The following is a 21,569-nucleotide window of genomic DNA, read 5'->3' on the forward strand; positions in this document are numbered from 1 at the left end:
AGGTCAGCCGACCTCGGCCATGACCTCGTCGGACACGTCGAAGTTCGCGAAGACGTTCTGCACGTCGTCGCAGTCCTCCAGCGCGTCGATCAGCTTGAAGATCTTCTTGGCGCCCTCCGCCTCGAGCGCGACGGACACCGACGGCAGGAAGCTCGACTCGGCCGACTCGTAGTCGATGCCCGCGTCCTGCAGCGCCTTGCGCACCGGGATCAGGTCGCCGGCCTCGGAGACGACCTCGAAGGCCTCCCCCAGGTCGTTGACCTCCTCGGCACCCGCTTCGAGCACCGCCATCATCACGTCGTCCTCGGTCGTGCCCGCCTTCGGCACGATGACGACGCCCTTGCGGCTGAACATGTACGACACCGAACCGGGGTCGGCCATCGAACCGCCGTTGCGGGTCATGGCCGTGCGGACCTCGGTGGCGGCGCGGTTGCGGTTGTCGGTGAGGCACTCGATGAGCACCGCGACACCGTTGGGCCCGTAGCCCTCGTACATGATGGTCTGCCAGTCGGCGCCGCCGGCCTCCTCGCCGCCGCCGCGCTTGCGGGCCCGTTCGATGTTGTCCAGCGGCACCGAGTTCTTGCGGGCCTTCTGGATCGCGTCGAAGAGCGTCGGGTTGCCGTCGGGGTCGCCACCACCGGTGCGGGCGGCCACCTCGATGTTCTTGATCAGCCGCGCGAACAGCTTGCCGCGCTTGGCGTCAATAGCGGCCTTCTTGTGCTTGGTGGTCGCCCACTTGGAGTGGCCGCTCATTTCTCCTCCGTCGAACTTCGGACCATGTCAACGAACAGTCGGTGAACGCGCTCGTCCCCCGTGAGCTCCGGGTGGAACGCCGTGGCCAGCACGTTGCCCTGCCTGACCGCGACGATCCTACCGGCGGCGTCACCCGCCTCAGCCGTGACGGGCACCGTAGCGAGCACCTCGACACCGCTGTGCACCGCCTCCACCCAAGGTGCCCGGATGAACACGGCGTGAACCGTCTCGCCCTCCAGGTCGAGATCGGTCTCGAACGAGTCGGCCTGCCGGCCGAAGGCGTTGCGCCGGACCGTGACGTCCAGGCCGCCGAGCTGGTGCTGGTCCTCGCGGCCGTCCAGGACGGTGTTGGCGAGCAGGATCATGCCCGCGCACGACCCGTACGCGGGGAAGCCCGCCTTGATCTTGGCCCGCAGCGGCTCCAGCAGCTCGAAGTTGTCGAGCAGCTTGCTCATGGTCGTCGACTCGCCACCGGGGAGCACGATCCCGTCCAGCTCGTCCAGCTCCTCGGCGCGCCGCACGGGCCGTGCGGTGACATCGCACTTCGCGAGCGACACGAGGTGTTCCTGGACGTCACCCTGGAGGGCGAGCACGCCGATGACGGGAGGGGCAGCAACCATGCCTGCCAGCTTATTCGAGGTGGTCAGCGCACACCTCGCCGGTCCGCCGCCCGCGTGGGGCAGGATCGGCGCATGACCGGTTCGCACCTCACCGCCGTCGTCGAGGACTGGGTCAGGGGCTGGGCGCTGTCCCGCGGCACCCCTGCGCCCGTCGAGGAGCCCGACGGCTACCGCATCGACGTCGGGCTGCCGGGGCACCGGGTGCGCTACGTCCTGCCGGACCCGGCCGCGGCCGGACCGCGTGCCGCCGGGTTGTCCGAGCCCGGCACGTGGCTGAAGGTCTGCGGTGCGCGCGACCAGGTCGAGCTCGGCCCGGCGTGGGTGGTCAGCGCGCCGGAGCACCTGATGAGCGTCGAGCTGGGGACGCGGCCGCCCGTGACCCCGCCGGCCCTCTACACCGTGGAGGTGCGTGGCACCGGTGACGTGGCCGAGGCCGTGGTGCTCGCCGGGAGCGAGGTCGCGGCGAAGGGCCGGGTCGCGGTGCACGGGCGCGCCGCCGTGGTCGACGTGGTGGAGACCGGCCCCGCGCACCGCAGGCGTGGCCTGGGCAGCGTGGTGATGTCGGAGCTGACCCGCACCGCCGTGACCCGGGGTGCGACCCGCGCCGTCCTCGTCGCCTCCGAAGCCGGTCGCGCCCTCTACCTGACCCTCGGCTGGACCGCCGTCTCCCCCATCACAGCGGCCCACCTGCCCGTTCCCTGAAGGCACGCGGGGACCTTTCGTACCCTCTGAGGGTACGAAAGGTCCCCGCGTGCCCTGAGCCGAGCAGGAGCTGAGCCGAGGAGGGTCAGTCGACGGGCACGGGCTCCTGCTGCGCCTGCCGCGACTTCACGAACCGCCAGCCGAGGAACAGCACCAGCGCCAGGACGGGGATGGACCAGAACGCGATCCGCTCCGCGTGCCCGGACGAGAACGCCATCTGCCCGACGACGAGCGCGAGGAACCCGAGCGTCAGCCACGACGTGTACGGCGCGCCGGGCATCCGGTAGGAGGGCCGTTCGACCTCACCCCGCAGCGCCTTCTGCCGCAGCTTCATCTGGCAGACGATCAGCGTGGCCCACGTGGACACCACACCGAGCGAGGCGACGGCGATCGCGATGTCGAACGCGTCCTTCGGGACGGTGTAGTTGAGCACCACGCCGAACAGGTAGGCGGCGCCGGTGAACAGGATGCCGCCGTAGGGCACGTGCCGGGAGTTCATCTTGCCGGTGAACGCCGGTGCCTCGCCCTTCTGCGCCAGCGACCGCAGAATGCGGCCGGTGGAGTAGAGGCCGGAGTTGCACGAGGACAGCGCGGCGGTGAGCACCACGGCGTTCATGATGTCGCCGACCGCGGGGATGCCCAGCGCCGAGAACACGGTCACGAACGGCGACTCGGTGCCGGTGTAGTGGTCCCACGGCAGCAGCATCGTCAGCAGCAGCACGGAACCGACGTAGAAGATGGCGATGCGGTAGACCACGCCGTTGATGGCGCGCGGCATGATCTTCTCGGGGTTCTTGGTCTCGCCGGCCGCGATGCCGACCAGCTCGATGGCCGAGTAGGCGAAGATCACGGCCTGCAGGGTCATCAGCGCGACGCCGAACCCAGCGGGGAACAGGCCGCCGTGGCCCAGGGTGTTGGAGACCGACGCCGTGGTGCCGCCGATGTCCGCGGCGCTGATCACCAGGGCGATGCCGGTGACCAGGAAGACGAGGATCGCCGTCACCTTGATGACGCTGAACCAGAACTCCAGCTCACCGAACAGCTTCACCGACAGCATGTTGATCGCGACGAGGACGACCAGCGCCACCAGCGCGGTGATCCACTGCGGCATGTCCGGGAACCACTTGTGCATGTAGATCGCGACGGCGGTGATCTCGGCGATGCCGGTCATCGCCCAGTTGACCCAGTACATCCAGCCGGAGGTGAAGCCCGCCCACGGGCCGATGAACTCGCGGGCGTACTCCACGAAGCTGCCGGCCACCGGGCGGTGCAGGACGAGCTCGCCCAGCGCGCGCATGACGAAGAACGCCGCGAGGCCGCACACCGCGTAGGACAGGATCAGCGACGGCCCCGCCGCGGCGAGGCGTCCGCCCGCGCCCAGGAAGAGGCCGACGCCGATCGCGCCACCGATTGCGATCATCTGCACCTGGCGCTTGGTCAGCGCCTTGGTGTAGCCGTCCGCATCAGTTTCCACAGAACTCACGAGGAGGTTCCTTCCGAAAACGGAAAATGCCCGCGTCGGAACCTCCCGCGCCCCGACGCGCTGATGCGTCCGGACCTTAGTGAGTGGCGGTCATCACCAAGAAATCAGTTGGGGAAGGCTTAACGTAAGCGACGTCACACAACGCCGCGTCGAGGTCTTCCCAAATGTCCTCGACGTGTTCGAGTCCCACGGAAATGCGCAGCAAATTGTCCGGAACGCCAGAAGCACGCAGTTCTTCTCCCGGAACGAGCCGGTGCGTCAATGCCGAGGGGTGCTCGATCAGGGTGTCGACCGATCCCAGCGAGACGGCGGGCGTGACCAGCTTCAGCCGCCGCACCACCTCGACCGGGTCGCCGTGCACGCCGAACGCGATCATCGCGCCGGTCCCGCGCATCTGCGCCGTCCTGCCGGGGTAGCGCACGAACTCCACCGCGTCGTGCTCGGCCAGCCGTGCGGCGAGGACGGCCGCCGACCGCGACGCCGCCTCGACCCGCAGCGGCAGCGTGGCGAGCCCGCGGTGCAGCAGGTAGCCGCCCAGCGGGTGCAGCACGGCGCCGGTGATGATCCTGACCTGCCGCAACGCCGCCGCGCGCTCCTCGGAGCAGGCCACGACGCCACCGAGCACGTCACCGTGCCCGCCCAGGTACTTGGTGCCGGAGTGCAGCACGTACGACGCCCCGTGCAGCGCCGGGTTCTGCAGCACGGGCGTGGCGAAGGTGTTGTCGACCATGACCGGGACGGCGCCGGCCTGCCGCACGACGTGCTCGATGTCGACGAGGTCGAGGTTGGGGTTGGCCGGCGTCTCGACAACGACGAGGCCGGTGTCCGGCCGGATCGCAGACGCCACCAGGCCCGCCTCCACGTACGTCGTGGTGACGCCCAGCAGACCCGACGACAGCAGGTGGTCGGTGCCGCCGTAGAGCGGACGCACGGCCACGACGTGCGGTTTTCCCGCCATCACGCAGGCGGCCTGGACGACGGCGGTCACCGCGGCCATGCCACTGCCGAAGGCCACGGCGGCCTCGGTGTGCTCCAGGGCGGCCAGCGCCTGTTCGAACCGCGCCACGGTCGGGTTGTGCAACCGGGCGTACACCGGTGACGCGGCGTGCGCCGCGCCGGTGGCCCACTCCCCCAGCGCCGCCCCGCCGAGCGCCTGGTCGGGCACGGGGTAGGTGGTGGACAGGTCGATGGGAGGAGCGTGCACGCCCAGCTCGGCGAGGTCGTCGCGGCCGCCGTGCACTGCGATGGTCTCCATGCGCGTCATGGCCGGAATGGTGGAGACTTCCTCGGCACAGCGGGCACGGAACCGCACCCGTTTCGGCAGAAGGGCGATTCGCCGTGCTGGATTCGATCGACGAGGCCATCGTGCGGGAGCTGCGGAAGGACGCGCGGCTGCAGAACAAGGACCTGGCCGAACGCGTGAACGTCGCGCAGTCCACGGCCGTGGTCCGGCACCGGGCGCTGCGGGAGCGCGGCGTGATCACCGGCTACCACGCCGAGGTCGACCCGAGCGCGGTCGGGCAGCACGTCCAGGCGATGCTCGCGGTGAAGATCCGGCCGCACACGAAGGAGATCGTCGACCCGTTCATGGCGTACGTGCTGGGCCTGCCGGAAACGCTCGCGCTCTCCCACGTGACGGGTCCGGAGGATTTCCTGGTGCACGTCGCGGTGTCCGACGTCGCTCATCTGCAACGGCTCGTGCTCGACAAGTTCACCAGTCGGCGAGAGGTGACCGAAGTGCACACGAACCTGCTTTTCTCGCACATCAGAAAGCATTAGGCCACGCCGAGCCACCGCAGTCCCGCGGTGGTCGCGGCGGCCAGGACGATTACTGCGACAAAAGGCAGTTTCCGCCACGCCGCGAGACCGCCGACCGCCACTCCGGCGGCGAGCGCCCAGCCGCCGAACTGCTTTCCGCTCGTCAGCGCCGAGATCGCCACCAAGGCGACCAGCAGCACGGTGGCGGAGGCGGACATCAGCTCGCGGACCCGCTCCGGCAGCGTCACTCGGTCGCGCAGCACCGGCCCGGCGAAGCGGATGGCGAAGGTGCCGGCGGCCAGGATCAGGATCGCGGTGACGGGCACGGCTCCTCCTTCGTCGGTGTCTTCTTCTTCGGGGCGCGGAACGCGAAGAGCCCTGCCAGCGCGAGCAGCACGGGCACACCGGCGGGCAGGAACGGCGTCGTCGCCAGCGCGATGACGGCGCCGGCGAGTGCCGCGTTGCGCGTCGCCGCGTCCTTCAGGGCCGGGAGCGTGAGGGCGAGCAGCGCCGCCGGGAAGGCCGCGTCCAGGCCGAACGCCGCCGTGTCCCCGATCGCCTGCCCCACGAGCGCGCCGATGAGCACGCCGGTGTTCCAACTGAAGAACAACGCCACGCCGCACGCCCAGTAGGCAGCCCGTGCGCGTGCGGGGTCCTTCTGCGCCATGGCGAACGCGGTGGACTCGTCGATCAGCAGGTGGCTGCCGACGACGCGGGCGAGCGGGCTCTTGCCGAGCACGTCCCCGACCGCGAGGCCGAATGGCAGGTGCCGAGCGTTCAGCACGAGACCGGCCAGCACCGCGGCGGCGGGGCTGCCGCCGGCGGCGACCACGCCCACCGCCATGAACTGCGAGCCACCCGCGAAGACCAGCAGCGACATCAGCACCGGCACCCACCACGCCAGGCCGGAGCCCACCGAGATCGCACCGAAGCTGGCGCCGGTCACCGCGGCGCCGAGGGCCACCGCGGTCACGTCGCGCAGGAGGACTGCATCCAGAGTTCGCCAAATCGAACGGACCACCCGATAAGATGAACACCCGGGATCGGTGTTCGTCAAGACGAACGGATGGACTTCTGTGTCGAACGCACCACTCGACCTCATCGCGGCCAACCTCCGGCGGGAGCGCGACCGCAGCGGCATGTCCCTGAGCGAGCTGGCCAAGAAGGCGGGCATCGCGAAGTCGACGCTGTCGCAGCTGGAGTCCGGCGCCGGCAACCCCAGCGTGGAGACCCTGTGGGCGCTCGGCGTCGCGCTGGGCGTGCCGTTCAGCCAGCTCGTCGAATCCGGCGTCCCCCGCGTCCAGGTGATCCGCGCGGGCCAAGGGCCGGTCATCCACTCCGAGCGCGCGCACTACTCCGCGACGCTGCTCGCCGCCTGCCGCCCCGGCACCAAGCACGACCTCTACTGGCTGGCGCTCGAACCGGGCGGCGCCCGCGAGTCGGAGCCGCACGTGCCGGGCAGCGTCGAGCACATGATCGTGGCGACCGGCCGCTGCCTCGCGGGCCTCGCCAGCGACCCGGTCGAGCTCGGGCCGGGCGACTACATCGTGTACCCGGGAGACCTGCCGCACATCTGCAAGGCGCTGGAGCCGGGCACGACGGCCGTGATGGTGATGGAGCACACCGCGTAGCCCGGCAGCGCCGTGGCGGCGCGGTCCGCGAACTACACTCCGCCCCGGAAACCGTCTGGGGGGACACATGTCTGATCCGTTCGCGAGCTTCTCGCCCGAGGAACCCGACCTGGCGCCGGAGCGGCGTTCGGCCAGGATCGCCCGCGCCGCACTGGTCGCCGGTGCCGCGCTCGTCGTCGTGCTGGGCGTCGCCTTCTACTACGTGGCAACGAAACCGGCACCCGAGACCCAAGCCGCGCCGACGAGCACGACGCCGTGGACGCCGCCGCAGGACGTGAACGAGCCGCGCCTCGGCGACTGTGCGCGGGTGGCGGGCGGCATGCTCGACTCGACCTACACGCCGGTCGACTGCGCGGCGGGCGCCCACAACTACGTGGTCGGCAGCCTGCAGCGCCAGGGCGAGGACTGCGGTGCGGCGAGCGGCTCGAAGAAGGACAACTACGCGCGGTACCGCTACAGCGGCCGGCTGGGCGTGTGCCTCGTGCCGGTGTTCGCCGACGGCCGGTGCTACGAGTTCTTCACGCTCAAGACCGACCTGGCGGCGGTCGAGTGCACCGGGGTGGGCTTGCGGGTGAGGGTGCTGGCGAACACCGCCGACGGGGCCGCGTGCGGGACGGACGTCCGGCAGGCGCTGGTCTACCCGGAGACCAGGACGACCTACTGCTTCTCCCGGCCCACTTAACCATATAGCAGACAGGGGCCCTTGCCACAAGCCCCCGTTCATCCCTCAAACTCATCGCGCTAAGCCACAACCAGGCGCTTGGGGAACACGTGTCAAACCAGGGGTACGAAGCAGAACTGCAGTCCGAGCGCGCCTACGTTGCTGATCTGTACGCACGGCTGGATGCCGACCGTGCGCGCGTGAAGGGGGCGTTCACCAGCGCGTTGCGCGGCACCGGCGGCACCGTCATGGAGCGCGACCAGGAGGTGCGCGCCCGGCACAAGGAGATGAAGCGGCTGGAGGTGGCCGACGACGGCCTGTGCTTCGGGCGGCTCGACAGCCTCGACGGCGAGGTGTCCTACATCGGCCGCATCGGCATCTTCGACGAGGAGCGCGACTTCGAGCCGGTGCTGCTGGACTGGCGGGCGCCGTCCGCGCGGCCGTTCTACACGGCCACGGGCGCGAACTCCGAGGGCATGCGGCGGCGGCGCCAGTTCCACACGAACCGGCGCGCGCTGGTCGGCTTCACCGACGAGGTCTTCGGCCGGCCCGACGCCGGCGAGCGCGGGGACGCGGCACTGCTGGCGGCGGTCAACGCGCCGCGCGGCGAGGGCATGCGCGACATCGTGGCGACGATCCAGGCCGAGCAGGACGCGATCATCCGGCTCGAGCACCCCGGTGTGCTGGTGATCGAGGGCGGGCCCGGCACCGGCAAGACGGTCGTGGCGCTGCACCGCGTCGCGTACCTGCTCTACACGCAGCGGGAGCGGATGGAACGCCACGGCGTGCTCGTCGTGGGCCCGAACCCGGCGTTCCTCACCCACATCGGGCGGGTGCTGCCGTCGCTGGGCGAGTCCGACGTGGTGTTCATGACCACCGGCGACTTCGTGCCCGGCCTGAAGGTCACCGCGGAGGACCCGGCGGACGCCGCGCGGCTCAAGGGGTCGCTGAAGATGCTCGACGTGCTCGCGGCCGCGATCGCCGGCCGCCAGCGCCTGCCGGAGGAGCCGATCCCCGTCGGCCTGAAGGACGTCACCGTCCACATCAACGCCGAGACCGCCGAGTGGGCCCGCCAGGAGGCCCGCGACACCGGGCTGCCGCACAACGAGGCGCGCGCGACGTTCGTGGAGATCGTCACCTACGTGCTGACCGAGCGCGCGATCGCCCGCATCGGCAAGGGCTGGCTGTCGCGCGAGGACAAGCAGGGCTGGGAGGACATGCGGTCCGGCCTGCTGAAGGACCTGGCGGAGGACGACCGGTTCCTGGCCGCGGTGGACGAGCTGTGGCCGGTGCTGACGCCGCAGTCCCTGCTGTCGTCGCTGCTGTCCTCACCCGACCTGCTGGCCGCGGCCGGCGGCGACCCGGCGCTGCTGCGCGCCGACGGTGCCGCGTGGACGGTCTCGGACGTGCCGCTGCTCGACGAGCTGCACGACCTGCTGGGCCGCGACAAGATCACCGAGATGACCCGCGAGCGGGCGGCGCTGGAGGAGCGCAAGGCCGAGACCGCCTACGCCGAGGCCGTGCTGGACAGCATGACCAACCGCCAGGACCACATGGACGACGAGGACCACCTCTTCGCCACCGACCTGCTGCGGGCGGAGGACCTGGCCGTCCGGTTCGTGGAGCACGACACCCGCACCCTCGCCGAACGCGCCACCGCCGACCGCGACTGGACCTACCGCCACGTCGTCGTCGACGAGGCGCAGGAACTGTCCGAGATGGACTGGCGGGTGCTGATGCGGCGCTGCCCCGGCCGGTCGTTCACCGTCGTCGGCGACCTGGCCCAGCGCCGCACCGCCGCCGGTGCCGTGACGTGGGGCGACATGCTCGACCCGTACGTGAAGGACCGCTGGGTCTACCGCTCGCTGACGGTCAACTACCGCACCCCGGCCGAGATCATGGCCGTCGCCGCCCGCGTGCTCGCCGAGTTCGCACCCGACGTGCAGGCCCCGGAGTCGGTGCGCGCCAACGGTGTCCAGCCGTGGGCCCGCCAGGTGAGCACCGCGGAGCTGCCGGCGGCGATCGAGGAGTTCGTCGCGGCGGAGGCGGCCCTGGAAGGCACGAGCGTCGTGATCGGCCCGCCCGGCGTGCCCGGCACGGTGCCCGCCGCGGAGACGAAGGGCCTGGAGTTCGACTCGGTGCTCGTGGTGGAGCCGGAGCGGATCCTCGCGGACGGCCCGCGCGGGGCGGCGGAGCTGTACGTGGCGCTGACCCGTGCCACGCAACGGCTCGGCGTGCTGCACCACGGCCCGTTGCCGGAGGCGTTGAGCTCGTTGCGGCCGGTGGGCTGACGGACGCGAGGAGGGGCCGCACCCGGAGTGGGTGCGGCCCCTCGGCGTTCCTCGTGGGACCGGTTACCAGCCGCGCTCGGCCAGGCGGTGCGGCTCCGGGACGTCCTCGACGTTGATGCCGACCATGGCCTCGCCCAGGCCGCGCGAGACCTTCGCGATGACGTCGGGGTCGTCGTGGAAGGTGGTGGCCTTCACGATGGCCTCGGCGCGCTGGGCCGGGTTGCCGGACTTGAAGATGCCGGAGCCGACGAACACGCCCTCGGCGCCGAGCTGCATCATCATCGCGGCGTCGGCCGGGGTCGCGATGCCGCCGGCGGTGAACAGCACCACGGGCAGCTTGCCGTTCTGCGCGACCTCCTTCACGAGCTCGTACGGCGCCTGGAGCTCCTTGGCGGCCACGTACAGCTCGTCCTCCGGCAGGTTCTGCAGGCGGCGGATCTCCTGGCGGATCTTGCGCATGTGCGTGGTGGCGTTCGAGACGTCGCCCGTGCCGGCCTCGCCCTTGGAGCGGATCATCGCCGCGCCCTCGGTGATGCGGCGCAGCGCCTCGCCCAGGTTCGTCGCACCGCACACGAAGGGGACGGTGAACGCCCACTTGTCGATGTGGTTGGCGTAGTCGGCCGGCGTGAGCACCTCGGACTCGTCGATGTAGTCGACACCGAGCGACGCGAGCACCTGCGCCTCGACGAAGTGGCCGATGCGGGCCTTGGCCATCACCGGGATCGAGACGGCGTTGATGATGCCGTCGATCAGGTCGGGGTCGCTCATCCTGGCCACGCCGCCCTGCGCGCGGATGTCCGCGGGCACGCGTTCGAGCGCCATGACGGCGACGGCGCCGGCGTCCTCCGCGATCTTCGCCTGGGTGGCGTCGACCACGTCCATGATGACGCCGCCCTTGAGCATCTCGGCCATGCCGCGCTTGACGCGGGCAGTGCCCGTGACCTGGTCAGTGCTCACCCTGGGGACCCTTTCACGAGGGGAAGTCGGTCCCCAGAGGCTACGTCCGACGTGGCCCCCTGACCCAAGCCACTGGAGCCACGAAACAGAAGGCCACTTTCCGGCCAACCGCAGGTGGTGACGCTGCTCACTCCACCGCCGCTGTGAACTGTGTTCGCGCACCGGGCGGCACCCGGTCGGGTTTCCGGGCTTGTGACCACCGGTGAACGGGTGTGAGATCGGACACTACGACTTGACGGAGGTCGCCATGGGAAGCAAGGGCTCCGACAACACCACCTCGGCAGGCGCGGTCGCTGTGGACGACCCGGCCAAGGTCCGCAACGTCGTGCTCGTCGGCCCGTCCGGCTCTGGCAAGACGACGCTCACCGAGGCCCTGCTCGCCGCCACCGGCGTGGTCAGCCGCGCGGGATCGGTCACGGAGGGGACGACGGTCTGCGACCACGACCCGGCGGCGGTGCGGCAACAGCGGTCGGTCGGCCTCGCGGTGGCACCGGTCCGGCACGGGGACATCAAGATCAACCTGATCGACACCCCCGGCTACGTCGACTTCGTGGGGGAGCTCAGGGCAGGACTGCGGGCCGCGGACGCGGCCCTTTTCGTCGTCAACGCCTTCGAGGGCGTGGACGCGGCAACGGTGGCGTTGTGGGAAGAGTGTGCGTCGGTGGGCATGCCGCGTGCGGTCGTCGTCACGCGCACGGACCACCATCGCGCCGATCTCACCACCGAGGTGCTCGCGTGCCAGGCGGCGTTCGGCGCGGGCGTGGTGCCGTTGTACGTGCAGGAGGGCGACCGGCTCGTCGGCCTCCTGACCCAGGGCGGCGACTACCCGGAGGAACGGGCCGCGCTGATCGAGGGGATCATCGCCGAGAGCGAGGACGAGACCCTCATGGACCGGTACCTGGCCGGGGAGGACATCGACCAGGACACGCTGATCGCCGACCTGGAGACCGCCGTCTCGCGCGGGTCGTTCCACCCCGTGATGCCCGTGTGCGCCGCGACCGGCCTGGGCCTGACCGAGCTGCTCGACGGCATCGCGCGGGCGTTCCCGTCACCGCTGGAGCACGCGGTGCCCGACGTGACCTCCGTCGACGGCATCCCGCAGCCCCGCATGGCCGCCGACCCGGACGGGCCACTCGTCGCCGAGGTGGTCCGCACCGCCGTGGACTCCTACGTCGGCCGCGTGTCGCTGGTCCGCGTCTTCTCGGGCACGCTGCGACCCGAACGGCCGGTGCACGTCTCCGGGCACGGCATGGCCGACCGCGGGCACGAGGACCACGACACCGACGAACGCGTCGCGCACATCTACTCGCCGCTGGGGTCGAACCTGCGCGAGGTGCCGTACTGCGTGGCGGGTGACATGTGCGCGTTGACCAAGCTGACCACCGCCGAGACCGGTGACACCGTGTCCGCGCCCGAGCAGCCGCTGCTCATGGCGCCGTGGGACATGCCGGAACCGTTGCTGCCCGTTGCCGTCGTGCCGCGCACCCGCAGCGACGAGGACAACCTGGCGCGCAACCTCAACCGCCTCGTCGCCGGCGACCCCACGCTGCGGCTGGACCGCAACGCCGAGACGCACCAGCTGGTGCTGTGGTGCATGGGCGAGGCGCACGCGGACGTCGTGCTGGCACGGCTGCGGGCGGGCGGCGCGGAGATCGACACCGAGCCGGTGCGCGTGCCGCTGCGGGAGACCTTCGCGGGACCGGCGAAGGGCCACGGCCGGCACGTCAAGCAGTCCGGGGGGCACGGCCAGTACGCGGTGTGCGACATCGTCGTCGAGCCGCTGCCGCGCGGCTCCGGCTTCGAGTTCGTCGACAAGATCATCGGCGGCGCGGTCCCCCACCAGTTCATCCCCTCCGTCGAGAAGGGGGTGCGCGCGCAGCTGGAGAAGGGCCTGCACGACGGCACGCCGGTGGTGGACGTCCGGGTGACCCTCGTCGACGGCAAGGCGCACTCGGTCGACTCGTCGGACGCGGCGTTCCAGACCGCCGGCGCGCTGGCGTTGAAGGAGGCCGCCGCCACCGGGCGCACGCAGCTGCTCGAACCGATGGACGAGCTCGCGATCCGCTTGCCCGACGAACACCTCGGCACGGTGCTGGGCGACCTGTCCGGGCGGCGCGGGCGGGTGCTCGGCACCGAGGCGGGCGAAGGTGGCCGCACGGTGATCCGCGCGGAGGTGCCGTCGAGCGAGCTGCTGCGCTACGCCGTCGAGCTGCGCGCGCTGACCTCGGGCACCGGCACGTTCACCCGCCGGTTCTCCCGCTACGACCCGGTCCCCGAGGCACTGGCGGCGCGCACGAGCCGGTAGGCCCGGTCGCCCGCGAGCCCGACGCGCAGGTCGGGAGCGCGGCCGAGGCGGGCCGTCTGCACGAGACCCGCCTCCGCCGACGCCGCCGCGTCCCGCGGCTTCCCGCCGGGCTAGGTGTTCTGCGGGAACCCGAGGTTGACCCCGCCGTGCGACGGGTCCAGCCAGCGCGAGGTGACCACCTTGGAGCGGGTGAAGAAGTGCACGCCGTGCGGTCCGTAGGCGTGCGCGTCCCCGAACAGCGACTCCTTCCAGCCGCCGAAGGAGTAGTAGGCGACCGGCACGGGGATCGGCACGTTCACGCCGACCATGCCGACCTCCACCTCGTTCTGGAACCGGCGCGCGGCGCCACCGTCGTTGGTGAAGATGGCGGTGCCGTTGCCGTACCGGTTGGCGTTCACCAGCTCCAGCGCCTCCTCGTAGGTCGAGGTGCGCACGACGGACAGCACCGGGCCGAAGATCTCGTCGGTGTAGACCGACATGTCCGTGCCGACGTGGTCGAACAGGGTCGGGCCGAGCCAGAAACCGCTCGCGTCGCCGTCGATCGGGTGGTCGCGGCCGTCGACCGCGAGCACCGCGCCCGCCTCGACCCCGGCGTCCAGGTAGGACGTCACCTTGTCCCGGTGGGCGCCGGTGACCAGCGGTCCCATCTCGCACGACGGCCCGGAGCCGACCTGGACGTCGGCGATCCTGGACTTGATCTTCTCGACCAGCTCGTCGCCGACCGGGCCGACCGCCACGACCACCGAGACGGCCATGCAGCGCTCCCCCGCCGAGCCGAAGCCCGCCGAGACCGCGGCGTCGGCGGCCAGGTCGAGGTCGGCGTCGGGCAGCACCACCATGTGGTTCTTGGCCCCGCCCAGCGCCTGCACCCGCTTGCCGTGCGCGGTGCCGGTCTCGTAGACGTACTTCGCGATCGGCGTGGAGCCGACGAACGAGATCGCCCTGACCACCGGGTGCTCCAGCAGCCGATCAACGGCCACCTTGTCGCCGTGCACGACGTTCAGCACGCCATCGGGCAACCCCGCCTCGGCGAACAGCTCGGCGATGAACACCGAGGCACTCGGGTCCTTTTCGGACGGTTTGAGCACCACCGTGTTGCCGCAAGCGATTGCGGTGGGCACGAACCACAGCGGCACCATCGCGGGGAAGTTGAACGGCGAGATCACGCCGACCACGCCCACCGGCTGCTGGATCGAGTAGACGTCGACCTTCGTGGAGGCGTTCTCGCTGAAACCGCCCCGCAGCAACGTGGGGATGCCGCACGCGTACTCGACGGACTCCAGGGCGCGCTGCACCTCGCCGCCCGCGTCGGACACCACCTTGCCGTGCTCGGAGCTGACGAGCACGGCCAGCTCGCCCTTGCGCGCGTTGAGCAGCTCGCGGAACTTGAACATCACCGTCGAACGCTGCGCCAGCGACGCGTTGCGCCACTGCGCAAACGCTTTCGCGGCCGTGTCGACCGCTGCGTCCACTTCGGACACCGACGCGAACGCGACCTGGTTCGCCACCTTGCCGGTGGCCGGGTCGTAGACGTCACCGGTGCGCTCCGGCGTCTCGGCCCAGCTCTTGCCGCCGATCCAGTGCCTGATCATCCCGGGCCCGGTCATGCGCGCGCCACCGCCTGCGCGAGGATGCCCAGCGCCTCGTCCAGCTCGTCCTCGGTGAGGGTCATCGGCGGGGCGAGGCGGATGACGTTGCCGTAGAGGCCGCCCTTGCCGACGAGCAGGCCCAGCGCCCTGGTCTCGTTCAGCACGGTCGTGGCCGCACCGGGGTTGGGCTCCCCCTCGGGACCGACCAGCTCGACGCCGACCATCAGGCCCTTGCCGCGCACGTCGCCGATCACCGGGTGCCGCTCCGCGAGCTCGCGCAGGCCGCCGATCAGCCGGGAGCCGAGCTTGGCCGCGTTGGCCTGCAGGTCGTGGTCGAGCAGGTAGTTCAGCGTCGCCAGCGCGCCGGCGGTGGAGACCGGGTTGCCGCCGAAGGTGGAGATCGAGTTGGCGGTGATGGTGTCCATCAGGTCGCCGCGGGCGACCACGCCGCCGATCGCGAGGCCGTTGCCGAGACCCTTGGCGAACGTCATCGCGTCCGGCACGACGTCGTGCGCCTGGATGCCCCAGAAGTGCTCGCCGGTGCGGCCCCAGCCGGTCTGCACCTCGTCGGAGACGAAGAGGATCCCGTACTCGTCCAGCACGTCCTTGAACGCGCGGAACAGGCCGTCGGGCGGGGAGGTGAACCCGCCGACGCCCTGGATCGGCTCGGCGATCATGCACGCGACGTCACCGGACGTGGTGGTCTCGATGACCTCGCGCAGGTCGTCGACGCAGGCCTTGACGTAGTCGGCGTCGGACAGCGACCTGAACGGGCTGCGGTAGCGGTAGCCGCCGTGCACCCAGCTGACCTTGATCGGCGAGAGCGCAGAGGCCGACCAGCCGCGGTTGCCGGTGATCGCGGTCGTGGCGAACGCGCGGCCGTGGTAGCTGTTGCGCAGCGCCAGGACCTGCTCGCTGCGGCGGGCCTGCGTGGCGAGCATGAGCGCCGTCTCGTTGGCCTCGGTGCCGGAGTTCGTGAAGAACACCTTGGCGTCCGGGATGCCGCTCAGCTCCGCGACCTTCTCCGCCAGCTCGACCTGTGACCTGATCAGGTAGAGCGTGGAGCTGTGCAGCACGCCGGTGTCGAGCTGTGAGCGGATCGCGTCGCTGATCTCGGCCACGTCGTAGCCGATGGCGTTGGTCAGGATGCCCGCGAAGAAGTCGAGGTAGGTCGTGCCCTCGCTGTCGGTCACCCGCCGCCCGTCGGCGCTCGCGATCTCGATGGGCTCGTCGTAGTAGAGGGCCAGCCACTTCGGCATCACCGCGCGGTGTCGTGCCAGCAGCTCCTTGTGGGCCATCACGTCCTCCAGGGGTCTCCACCTGCTCGCGAGTCTGCTGGGGTGACGGGTCCGCCGCCATGCACAACCTGTACCCGGATCGGCTGGTTGGCATTACGTTGTGTCCATGTACCCGACGGTCGCCGAAGTCGTCGCCCTCCCGGTGATCCGGCAGGGAAAGCCGCGCCTGGTGGCCGGGTCGGCGGGGTTGTCGCGACGGGTCCGCTGGGTGCACGTGGCGGAGATCGCGGACATCGCGCCGTTGCTGCGCGGCGGTGAGCTGGTGCTGACGACCGGCGTGATGCTGCCCGACTCGGGCCTCGCCCGCTACGTCGGGGAGCTGGCCGCGGTGGGGTGCGCGGGCCTGGTCGTGGAGCTGGGGCGGCGGTGGCGCGACGACGTGCCCGCCGCCCTGGTCACCGCGGCGGAGCAGCACGGGTTGCCGCTGGTCACCCTCGCCGCCGAGACGCGGTACGTGGCCGTGACGGAGGCGGTGGTGGCGTTGATCGTGGACGCCCAGCTGGCCGAGCTGCGGGCCGCGGAGCAGGTGCACGAGACGTTCACGGCGCTGACGGTCGCGGGTGCCGAGCCGTCCGAGGTGCTGCGCGAGGTGGCGCGCACGTCGGGGCTCGCGGTCGTGCTGGAGACGCTCGGCCACGACGTGCTGGCCTACGACGCGGCCGGGCACGACCCGGTGCTGCTGCTGGATGACTGGGCGGCGCGCTCGCGCGCGGTGGCGGTGGCGGAGCGGACGGCCTACCACGAGGCCTCCGGCTGGCTCGTGACGATCGTCGGCGCGCGCGGCGCGGACTGGGGCCGGCTGGTGCTGGTGTCGCCGGAACCGCCCCCGCACCGGCACGTCGTGGTGGCCGAGCGGGCGGCGTCCGCGCTGGCCGTGCACCGCCTGGTGGCGCGCGACCGGGAGTCGCTGGAACGCCAGACGCACCGGACGTTGCTGGCGCAGCTGCTGGGCCAGTCCCCCGCCGCACCCGACCTGGGCGCGCGGGCGGCGGCGCTGGGGGTGCCGCTGGAACGCCGGCAGCTGATCGGCGTGGCGGTCCGGCCGGTGTCCGGCGGGCACGGGCAAACGCTTGCGACGCAGGAGGTCCTGCGCGACCTCGCCGAGGCCACGGCGCTGGCGGGGCGGCGGGTGACGGTCGCGGCACTGGTCGGCGTCGTGGACGACACGTCCGTGCGGGCCCTGCTGTCGGTGCCCGTGACCGTCGGGGTGGAAGGTGTGCTGCGCAAGGTCGCACGCGAGGTCCACCGGACGGCGGCGGGCGCGGTGGTGATCGCCGTGGGCACGACCGTGTCGTCCACAACGGACGTTCGCCGCTCGCTGGGCGAGGCAGCACACGTGGCCGGTGCGGCGTTGCGTGCGCCGGGAACCCAGCTGTACCACCGGCTGGACGACGTGCGGTTGCGCGGTCTGCTGCACCTGCTGCGCGAGGACGAACGGGTGCGCGCGTTCGCGGACCGCGAGCTGGGCCCGTTGCTCGCCCGCGACGCGGCGCAGGGCTCACGGCTGGTGGAGCTGCTGCGGTGCCTGTGCGAGAACGGCGGCAACAAGTCGGCGGCCGCCGCGGCGGCCCACCTCTCCCGCACCGCCTACTACCAGCAGCTGGCCCGGATCGAACAGGTGCTCGGGGTCTCGCTGGAGGACCCGGAGTCGGTGCTGTCGCTCCACGTGGCGCTGCTGGTGCACGAAACGGGCCCGTGACGACTCCGGCACGGGCCCGTCCGCTTCGGGCGCTGCTCAGCCGTTGATCGTCGGCAGGATGCCGGACAGCACGGTGTTGGTGGGCAGGTCCGACAGCTGCGGGGTCTGCAGGCCGCCGAACTGCGAACCGGCGAGCAGCGTCTCCGCGCTCGGGGTGCCGGGCAGCGAACCCAGCTCGGGCGCGACCGGGTTCGCGGCGCTGCGCTCCCGCGGAAGGGCCAGCGTCGCCGTCTTCTCGCCCACCGGTGCGCTCACGGTCGGCAGCTTGACGGCCTTGTCCACCTCGAGGATGTCGACGTGCCGCTTGGCGTCGGAGATCAGCTGGTCCGCGCCGACGTCGGGCACACCACCGTCGAGCACGGGGGCCTCGGCCGCGTTGGCCGTACCCGCGAGCAGCGGGGCCGCACCGGCGGCGAGGAGGGCGGCGGCACGGAGGAGTCCGGAACGAGACACAGTTTTCCTCAATCTGGGTTTGGGGACCGATCTTCGATTTCATCGGCTGTTCCGGTTCGGATGTTTAGGCGCTCGATCGTGTGATCCGGGGGTTGAACCTCACCCCACGGGAGGTCCTACCGTCGTCATGTGACCCGCTGGAGCATCGGTGACCTGGCCAGAGCAAGTGGCCTGACCGTCCGCACCCTTCACCACTACGATGAGATCGCCCTGGTCGTCGCCTCGGAGCGCACGCCGTCCGGTCACCGTCGGTACACACCCGCCGACGTCCGCCGCCTCTATCAGGTGAGATCACTGCGCCAGCTCGGTCTTTCCCTGGAGGAGGTGCGGTCCGCACTGTCCTCTTCGGACTCCCTGCGCCCGCTCTTCGAGGCGCAGCTGGCGGCCCTGACGACCCGAGCGCGGCAGGTGGAGGCGCTGCGCTCGCGGATCGCCGGCCTGCTCACCGAGGACTCACCGGAGTCCCTTCTGTCCACTTTGGAGCTGATGTCCGTGTACGAGAGCTACTTCACCGCAGACCAGCTGTCGGACCTGCGTTCCCGTGCCGCCGAGATGGGCGGCGAGGCCGTGGAGGCGCTGAAGGCCTCGTGGCTCGACCTGGTCTCCCGGCTGCGCGGCCACCTGGCCGACGGCACCCCCGCGACCGACCCCCGCGTCGTCGAGCTGTCCCGGCAGTGGGACGCGCTGGGCGCGCGGTTCACCGGCGACGACCCGGCGGTCAAGGCGGCGGCGCAGCGGTCGTGGGTGGAGAACCGGGCGGCTACCAGCGCGCAGCTCGGGTGGCCCGCGGACGACGGGCTGCTCGACTACCTGGCACAGGCCCGCGCGGCACGCTGAGCAGGTTGCCAGCTGTTGCGCCTTTTCCACCCCAAGCTCCCGCTCCTGGCTTCGCTGGCGTCTGCAAGTACCCGGTAGAAAGGTGTCATGTCCGCTGACGACGACGCCCGCCGCCTGGCCGCCGCCAACCCCACCGGGTGGTTCGAGGACCTGTACGTGGAGGCCGACGCCGGCACGGCCGCCGTCCCCTGGGACAAGAACACCCCGCAACCGCACCTGGTCGAGTGGGCCGACGGCATCGACGGCAGCGGCCGCACCGCGCTGGTCGTGGGCTGCGGCTACGGCCGCGACTCCGAGTACCTGGCCACACTCGGCTTCGACGTGACCGCGTTCGACATCTCCCCCAGTGCCATCGCCACGACCCGCGCGCGGTTCCCGCAGACGAAGGTCTCCTACGAGGTGGCCGACCTGCTCGCCCCGCCGGCCGCGTGGCACCGCGCGTTCGACCTGGTCGTGGAGAACATGACCGTGCAGGCGCTGCCGGTGGCGCTGCACGCGCGGGCCACCGGACGCGTCGCCTCGCTCGTGAGGTCGACGCTGCTGGTGCTGGCCGTGGCGCGGGACGAGGGCCCGGAGCCGGACGGCCCACCGTGGCCGTTGACGCTGGCCGAGGTCGAGGCGTTCGCGACGGACGGGCTGAGCGCGCGGTCGATCCGGCGCGCGGACGGGCGGTGGGTGGCCGAGTTCGCGCGCTGACCTCGTTCGGGGTCGGATGGCACAATGCCGGGATGAACGAACTGCACGGCAACAACCATGGTCAGGCCGTGCAGGCCACCCAGATTGGCACCGTGAACATCGACGCCGTGCACGCGGCCGCCCCGATGACCGCACTCGCCGGCCTGCCCCCGTCCACCGCTGCCTTCGTCGGCCGCTCCGACGAGCTGGCGGTGCTGGCCGCGACCCGGTTCGTCGTCGTGTCCGGGCTCGCGGGAACCGGCAAGACCGAGCTGGTGCTGCGGCACGCCGAGTGCCAGGAGTTCCCCGGCGGGCGGCTGTTCTGGAACTTCCACGGCTACGACAGGTCTCGGCGCACGACGGCGTCCCACGCCCTCGACTCGTTCCTGCGGTCGCTGGGCGTCGCCGACATCCCGCCCGCCGAGGCGGACAAAGCCGCTCTCTTCCGCTCCCTGGTCGCCGCACGTGACCGCATGCTGATCGTCCTCGACAACGTGCACACCGCCGCTCAGGTCCGGCCGCTCATCGTCGCGGAACACCAGGTCGTCGTGACGAGCCGCCATCGGCTCACCAGCCTGGACGGAGCGGTCCCGCTCGACCTCGGCGTGCTCGACGCCCCGGCCGCGGCAGAGCTCGTCGGTGACCGCGAGCTGGCCACGTTGTGCGGACGCCTCCCGCTCGCCTTGTCGATCATGCGGGCGCTCAAGGCGAGCGATCCGGACAACGACTGGGCCGCTGACTTCCGCTCGGCGCGACTGGGTTTGCTCGTCGACGACGACAGGGACGTCCGGGCCGCGTTCGACCTGTCGTACCAGATGCTTTCACAGCAGCACCAAAGGTTCTTCGGCCTGCTCGCCCTGCACCCCGGCGACGAGGTGACCGTCGAAGGAGCCGCCGCGCTCGCCGAGGTCGACCTGATGACGGCGAAGCGCATGCTGCGCGACCTGCGCAACGCGAGTCTCGTGGACCAGCAGAACCGGTTCCACGACCTCATCCGGGACTACGCGCTGCACAGCATCGAAGCCGACCCGGTCGACCTGCGCACCGAAGCCGAGGACCGGCTGGTCCGCCACTTCGGCGAGCGCGCACTCGCTGCTCTGGCCGACGCGGATCCCGACAGCGTGGGGTGGGCAGAAGCGCACGTGAAGGCACTGATCGCGACAGCGGCCATGGCTCACCAGTCCGGCCGCCCCGCGGAATCCCTCGTGCTGGCTTGGGCGCTGGCCGACTTCGCCCGAATCCGATCGGAAGCTCCGGCTTACTTCGTCTCCGCCGCAACCGGATGGGTCGCAGCTGTTCAGCTTGCGCGAAAACGGATTGAAGATGCGAATCTCGCCGACAACGCGGACAAGCTGCTCGGCCGCGAACACGCTATCGCGAGTTTCCTCATCGCGTTCAGCGAGAAAGAGCTCCTCAAGGGTTTCGAGGAAATTCGCGACCTCGCGACTGCGAACCGCGACTCACAGCAAGCCGGCGCAGCTTCCATCGTGCTGGCTTCCACATGGGCGATGTTGGATCGCCCCGATAAAGCTGTACACCACTTTCAGCGCGCGCTGAAGGAATTGGCGGGCAGCCAGTCCGGCCACTCGCTCACCGCGAGCGCTCATCACGGCCTCGCCTCGGCGCTTCACCGCCTTGACCGCAGCGCTGAAGCGATCTTCCACGCCCAGAAGGCCTTGGCGGTCTACGAGGACCTGGAAAACGCACAAAAACAAGATCGACTCCGCAGCATGATCCGCGCAATGGAGGAGACGGGCTGCCGCTAAGAGGTCCTAACAGAATGATCAACGTGGTGGCGTGCAGCATGTCGGATGTGGATCATGTTTGACCGTGAGGAGGGGTCAGTCGCCGCCGTGG

Annotated in this window: 20 protein-coding genes; 10 read left to right on the forward strand and 10 right to left on the reverse strand. The window is 71.0% G+C overall.

Annotated elements, in window-relative coordinates; genetic code table 11:
• Nucleotides 1-3: 3 nt before the first annotated feature.
• Together ACZ7CD_RS35500 and pdxT are read right to left on the reverse strand one after the other, a co-directional pair.
• On the reverse strand, nt 4-753 hold the full coding sequence (locus ACZ7CD_RS35500) for a YebC/PmpR family DNA-binding transcriptional regulator (protein ID WP_360391528.1): 750 nt from the start codon (nt 751-753) through the stop codon (nt 4-6).
• Entirely contained in the window at nt 750-1,373 is a 624-nt protein-coding gene (gene pdxT / locus ACZ7CD_RS35505) for a pyridoxal 5'-phosphate synthase glutaminase subunit PdxT (protein WP_458431183.1), read from the reverse strand. Before pdxT ends, ACZ7CD_RS35500 begins: the two co-directional genes overlap by 4 nt.
• Before the next feature lie 72 nt (nt 1,374-1,445).
• Here pdxT and ACZ7CD_RS35510 point away from each other — a divergent pair, with 72 nt between their 5' ends.
• Nucleotides 1,446-2,075, forward strand: coding sequence for a GNAT family N-acetyltransferase (locus ACZ7CD_RS35510; RefSeq protein WP_470380612.1), 630 nt, complete (start codon nt 1,446-1,448; stop codon nt 2,073-2,075).
• Between the two features lie 85 nt (nt 2,076-2,160).
• On the opposite strand, the gene ACZ7CD_RS35515 is transcribed toward ACZ7CD_RS35510, so the two are convergent.
• Both ACZ7CD_RS35515 and ACZ7CD_RS35520 read right to left on the reverse strand, forming a co-directional pair.
• Nucleotides 2,161-3,495 carry an amino acid permease gene (locus ACZ7CD_RS35515; RefSeq protein ID WP_360392666.1) on the reverse strand — a complete coding sequence of 445 codons (1,335 nt, stop codon included), beginning with the start codon at nt 3,493-3,495 and terminating at the stop codon, nt 2,161-2,163.
• Between the two features lie 139 nt (nt 3,496-3,634).
• Nucleotides 3,635-4,822, reverse strand: coding sequence for a trans-sulfuration enzyme family protein (locus tag ACZ7CD_RS35520; RefSeq protein WP_360391535.1), 1,188 nt, complete (start codon nt 4,820-4,822; stop codon nt 3,635-3,637).
• Between the two features lie 74 nt (nt 4,823-4,896).
• Between ACZ7CD_RS35520 and ACZ7CD_RS35525 the strand changes: the two genes are divergently transcribed.
• Nucleotides 4,897-5,337: an Lrp/AsnC family transcriptional regulator gene (locus ACZ7CD_RS35525; RefSeq protein WP_360391538.1), complete on the forward strand. Its 441-nt coding sequence runs from the start codon at nt 4,897-4,899 to the stop codon at nt 5,335-5,337.
• On the opposite strand, the gene ACZ7CD_RS35530 is transcribed toward ACZ7CD_RS35525, so the two are convergent.
• Nucleotides 5,334-5,642: an AzlD domain-containing protein gene (locus ACZ7CD_RS35530; protein ID WP_360391540.1), complete on the reverse strand. Its 309-nt coding sequence runs from the start codon at nt 5,640-5,642 to the stop codon at nt 5,334-5,336. The two genes, ACZ7CD_RS35525 and ACZ7CD_RS35530, sit on opposite strands and share 4 nt — an antisense overlap.
• The gene (locus ACZ7CD_RS35535) at nt 5,621-6,289 is read right to left on the reverse strand and encodes an AzlC family ABC transporter permease (RefSeq protein WP_458431181.1); all 669 of its coding nucleotides are present in this window, start codon (nt 6,287-6,289) and stop codon (nt 5,621-5,623) included. The genes ACZ7CD_RS35530 and ACZ7CD_RS35535 overlap by 22 nt, the downstream gene beginning before the upstream one ends.
• A 103-nt stretch (nt 6,290-6,392) precedes the next feature.
• Between ACZ7CD_RS35535 and ACZ7CD_RS35540 the strand changes: the two genes are divergently transcribed.
• The 3 genes from ACZ7CD_RS35540 (at nt 6,393) to helR (ending at nt 9,899) form a co-directional block, all read left to right on the forward strand.
• Nucleotides 6,393-6,947 (forward strand): helix-turn-helix domain-containing protein, encoded by a 555-nt coding sequence (locus tag ACZ7CD_RS35540; RefSeq protein ID WP_470380613.1) that lies wholly within the window; start codon nt 6,393-6,395, stop codon nt 6,945-6,947.
• 67 nt (nt 6,948-7,014) lie between these two features.
• A complete protein-coding gene (locus tag ACZ7CD_RS35545) occupies nt 7,015-7,629 on the forward strand; it encodes an LppU/SCO3897 family protein (RefSeq protein ID WP_360391549.1) in 615 nt (204 codons plus the stop codon).
• An 89-nt stretch (nt 7,630-7,718) separates the two neighbouring features.
• The gene (helR, locus tag ACZ7CD_RS35550) at nt 7,719-9,899 is read left to right on the forward strand and encodes an RNA polymerase recycling motor ATPase HelR (protein WP_470371027.1); all 2,181 of its coding nucleotides are present in this window, start codon (nt 7,719-7,721) and stop codon (nt 9,897-9,899) included.
• A gap of 63 nt (nt 9,900-9,962) precedes the next feature.
• Here the strand turns inward: helR and pdxS are convergent, their stop codons facing one another.
• Nucleotides 9,963-10,856, reverse strand: coding sequence for a pyridoxal 5'-phosphate synthase lyase subunit PdxS (gene pdxS / locus ACZ7CD_RS35555; RefSeq protein WP_179953702.1), 894 nt, complete (start codon nt 10,854-10,856; stop codon nt 9,963-9,965).
• A gap of 247 nt (nt 10,857-11,103) precedes the next feature.
• Between pdxS and ACZ7CD_RS35560 the strand changes: the two genes are divergently transcribed.
• Entirely contained in the window at nt 11,104-13,161 is a 2,058-nt protein-coding gene (locus ACZ7CD_RS35560) for an elongation factor G-like protein EF-G2 (protein WP_470371026.1), read from the forward strand.
• A gap of 110 nt (nt 13,162-13,271) precedes the next feature.
• On the opposite strand, the gene ACZ7CD_RS35565 is transcribed toward ACZ7CD_RS35560, so the two are convergent.
• Nucleotides 13,272-14,768 (reverse strand): CoA-acylating methylmalonate-semialdehyde dehydrogenase, encoded by a 1,497-nt coding sequence (locus ACZ7CD_RS35565; protein WP_458431177.1) that lies wholly within the window; start codon nt 14,766-14,768, stop codon nt 13,272-13,274.
• Nucleotides 14,765-16,048: an aspartate aminotransferase family protein gene (locus ACZ7CD_RS35570; protein ID WP_360391563.1), complete on the reverse strand. Its 1,284-nt coding sequence runs from the start codon at nt 16,046-16,048 to the stop codon at nt 14,765-14,767. Before ACZ7CD_RS35570 ends, ACZ7CD_RS35565 begins: the two co-directional genes overlap by 4 nt.
• Before the next feature lie 106 nt (nt 16,049-16,154).
• Between ACZ7CD_RS35570 and ACZ7CD_RS35575 the strand changes: the two genes are divergently transcribed.
• A complete protein-coding gene (locus ACZ7CD_RS35575; protein ID WP_458431175.1) occupies nt 16,155-17,747 on the forward strand; it encodes a PucR family transcriptional regulator in 1,593 nt (530 codons plus the stop codon).
• A 36-nt stretch (nt 17,748-17,783) separates the two neighbouring features.
• Here the strand turns inward: ACZ7CD_RS35575 and ACZ7CD_RS35580 are convergent, their stop codons facing one another.
• A complete protein-coding gene (locus ACZ7CD_RS35580; protein ID WP_360391569.1) occupies nt 17,784-18,200 on the reverse strand; it encodes a hypothetical protein in 417 nt (138 codons plus the stop codon).
• A 129-nt stretch (nt 18,201-18,329) separates the two neighbouring features.
• Here ACZ7CD_RS35580 and ACZ7CD_RS35585 point away from each other — a divergent pair, with 129 nt between their 5' ends.
• The 3 genes from ACZ7CD_RS35585 to ACZ7CD_RS35595 all read left to right on the forward strand — a co-directional run bounded on the left by ACZ7CD_RS35585 (nt 18,330) and on the right by ACZ7CD_RS35595 (nt 21,478).
• Nucleotides 18,330-19,037, forward strand: coding sequence for a MerR family transcriptional regulator (locus tag ACZ7CD_RS35585; RefSeq protein ID WP_470380614.1), 708 nt, complete (start codon nt 18,330-18,332; stop codon nt 19,035-19,037).
• 87 nt (nt 19,038-19,124) lie between these two features.
• Nucleotides 19,125-19,733: a class I SAM-dependent methyltransferase gene (locus tag ACZ7CD_RS35590; protein ID WP_470380615.1), complete on the forward strand. Its 609-nt coding sequence runs from the start codon at nt 19,125-19,127 to the stop codon at nt 19,731-19,733.
• A gap of 32 nt (nt 19,734-19,765) precedes the next feature.
• Complete coding sequence (locus tag ACZ7CD_RS35595; RefSeq protein WP_470380616.1) at nt 19,766-21,478, forward strand: tetratricopeptide repeat protein; 1,713 nt, start codon at nt 19,766-19,768, stop codon at nt 21,476-21,478.
• Nucleotides 21,479-21,569: the final 91 nt, after the last annotated feature.

It is taken from the genome of Lentzea sp. NPDC036949 (genome assembly GCF_055608075.1).

What these genes read in the sequence shown, in the direction of transcription:
- ACZ7CD_RS35500 (WP_360391528.1), bottom strand. Translation starts at nt 753, where the DNA reads ATGAGCGGCCACTCCAAGTGGGCGACCACCAAGCACAAGAAGGCCGCT.
- pdxT (WP_458431183.1), bottom strand. Translation starts at nt 1,373, where the DNA reads ATGGTTGCTGCCCCTCCCGTCATCGGCGTGCTCGCCCTCCAGGGTGAC.
- ACZ7CD_RS35510 (WP_470380612.1), top strand. Translation starts at nt 1,446, where the DNA reads ATGACCGGTTCGCACCTCACCGCCGTCGTCGAGGACTGGGTCAGGGGC.
- ACZ7CD_RS35515 (WP_360392666.1), bottom strand. Translation starts at nt 3,495, where the DNA reads ATGATCGCAATCGGTGGCGCGATCGGCGTCGGCCTCTTCCTGGGCGCG.
- ACZ7CD_RS35520 (WP_360391535.1), bottom strand. Translation starts at nt 4,822, where the DNA reads ATGACGCGCATGGAGACCATCGCAGTGCACGGCGGCCGCGACGACCTC.
- ACZ7CD_RS35545 (WP_360391549.1), top strand. Translation starts at nt 7,015, where the DNA reads ATGTCTGATCCGTTCGCGAGCTTCTCGCCCGAGGAACCCGACCTGGCG.
- ACZ7CD_RS35560 (WP_470371026.1), top strand. Translation starts at nt 11,104, where the DNA reads ATGGGAAGCAAGGGCTCCGACAACACCACCTCGGCAGGCGCGGTCGCT.
- ACZ7CD_RS35565 (WP_458431177.1), bottom strand. Translation starts at nt 14,768, where the DNA reads ATGACCGGGCCCGGGATGATCAGGCACTGGATCGGCGGCAAGAGCTGG.
- ACZ7CD_RS35570 (WP_360391563.1), bottom strand. Translation starts at nt 16,048, where the DNA reads ATGGCCCACAAGGAGCTGCTGGCACGACACCGCGCGGTGATGCCGAAG.
- ACZ7CD_RS35575 (WP_458431175.1), top strand. Translation starts at nt 16,155, where the DNA reads ATGTACCCGACGGTCGCCGAAGTCGTCGCCCTCCCGGTGATCCGGCAG.
- ACZ7CD_RS35590 (WP_470380615.1), top strand. Translation starts at nt 19,125, where the DNA reads ATGTCCGCTGACGACGACGCCCGCCGCCTGGCCGCCGCCAACCCCACC.
- ACZ7CD_RS35595 (WP_470380616.1), top strand. Translation starts at nt 19,766, where the DNA reads ATGAACGAACTGCACGGCAACAACCATGGTCAGGCCGTGCAGGCCACC.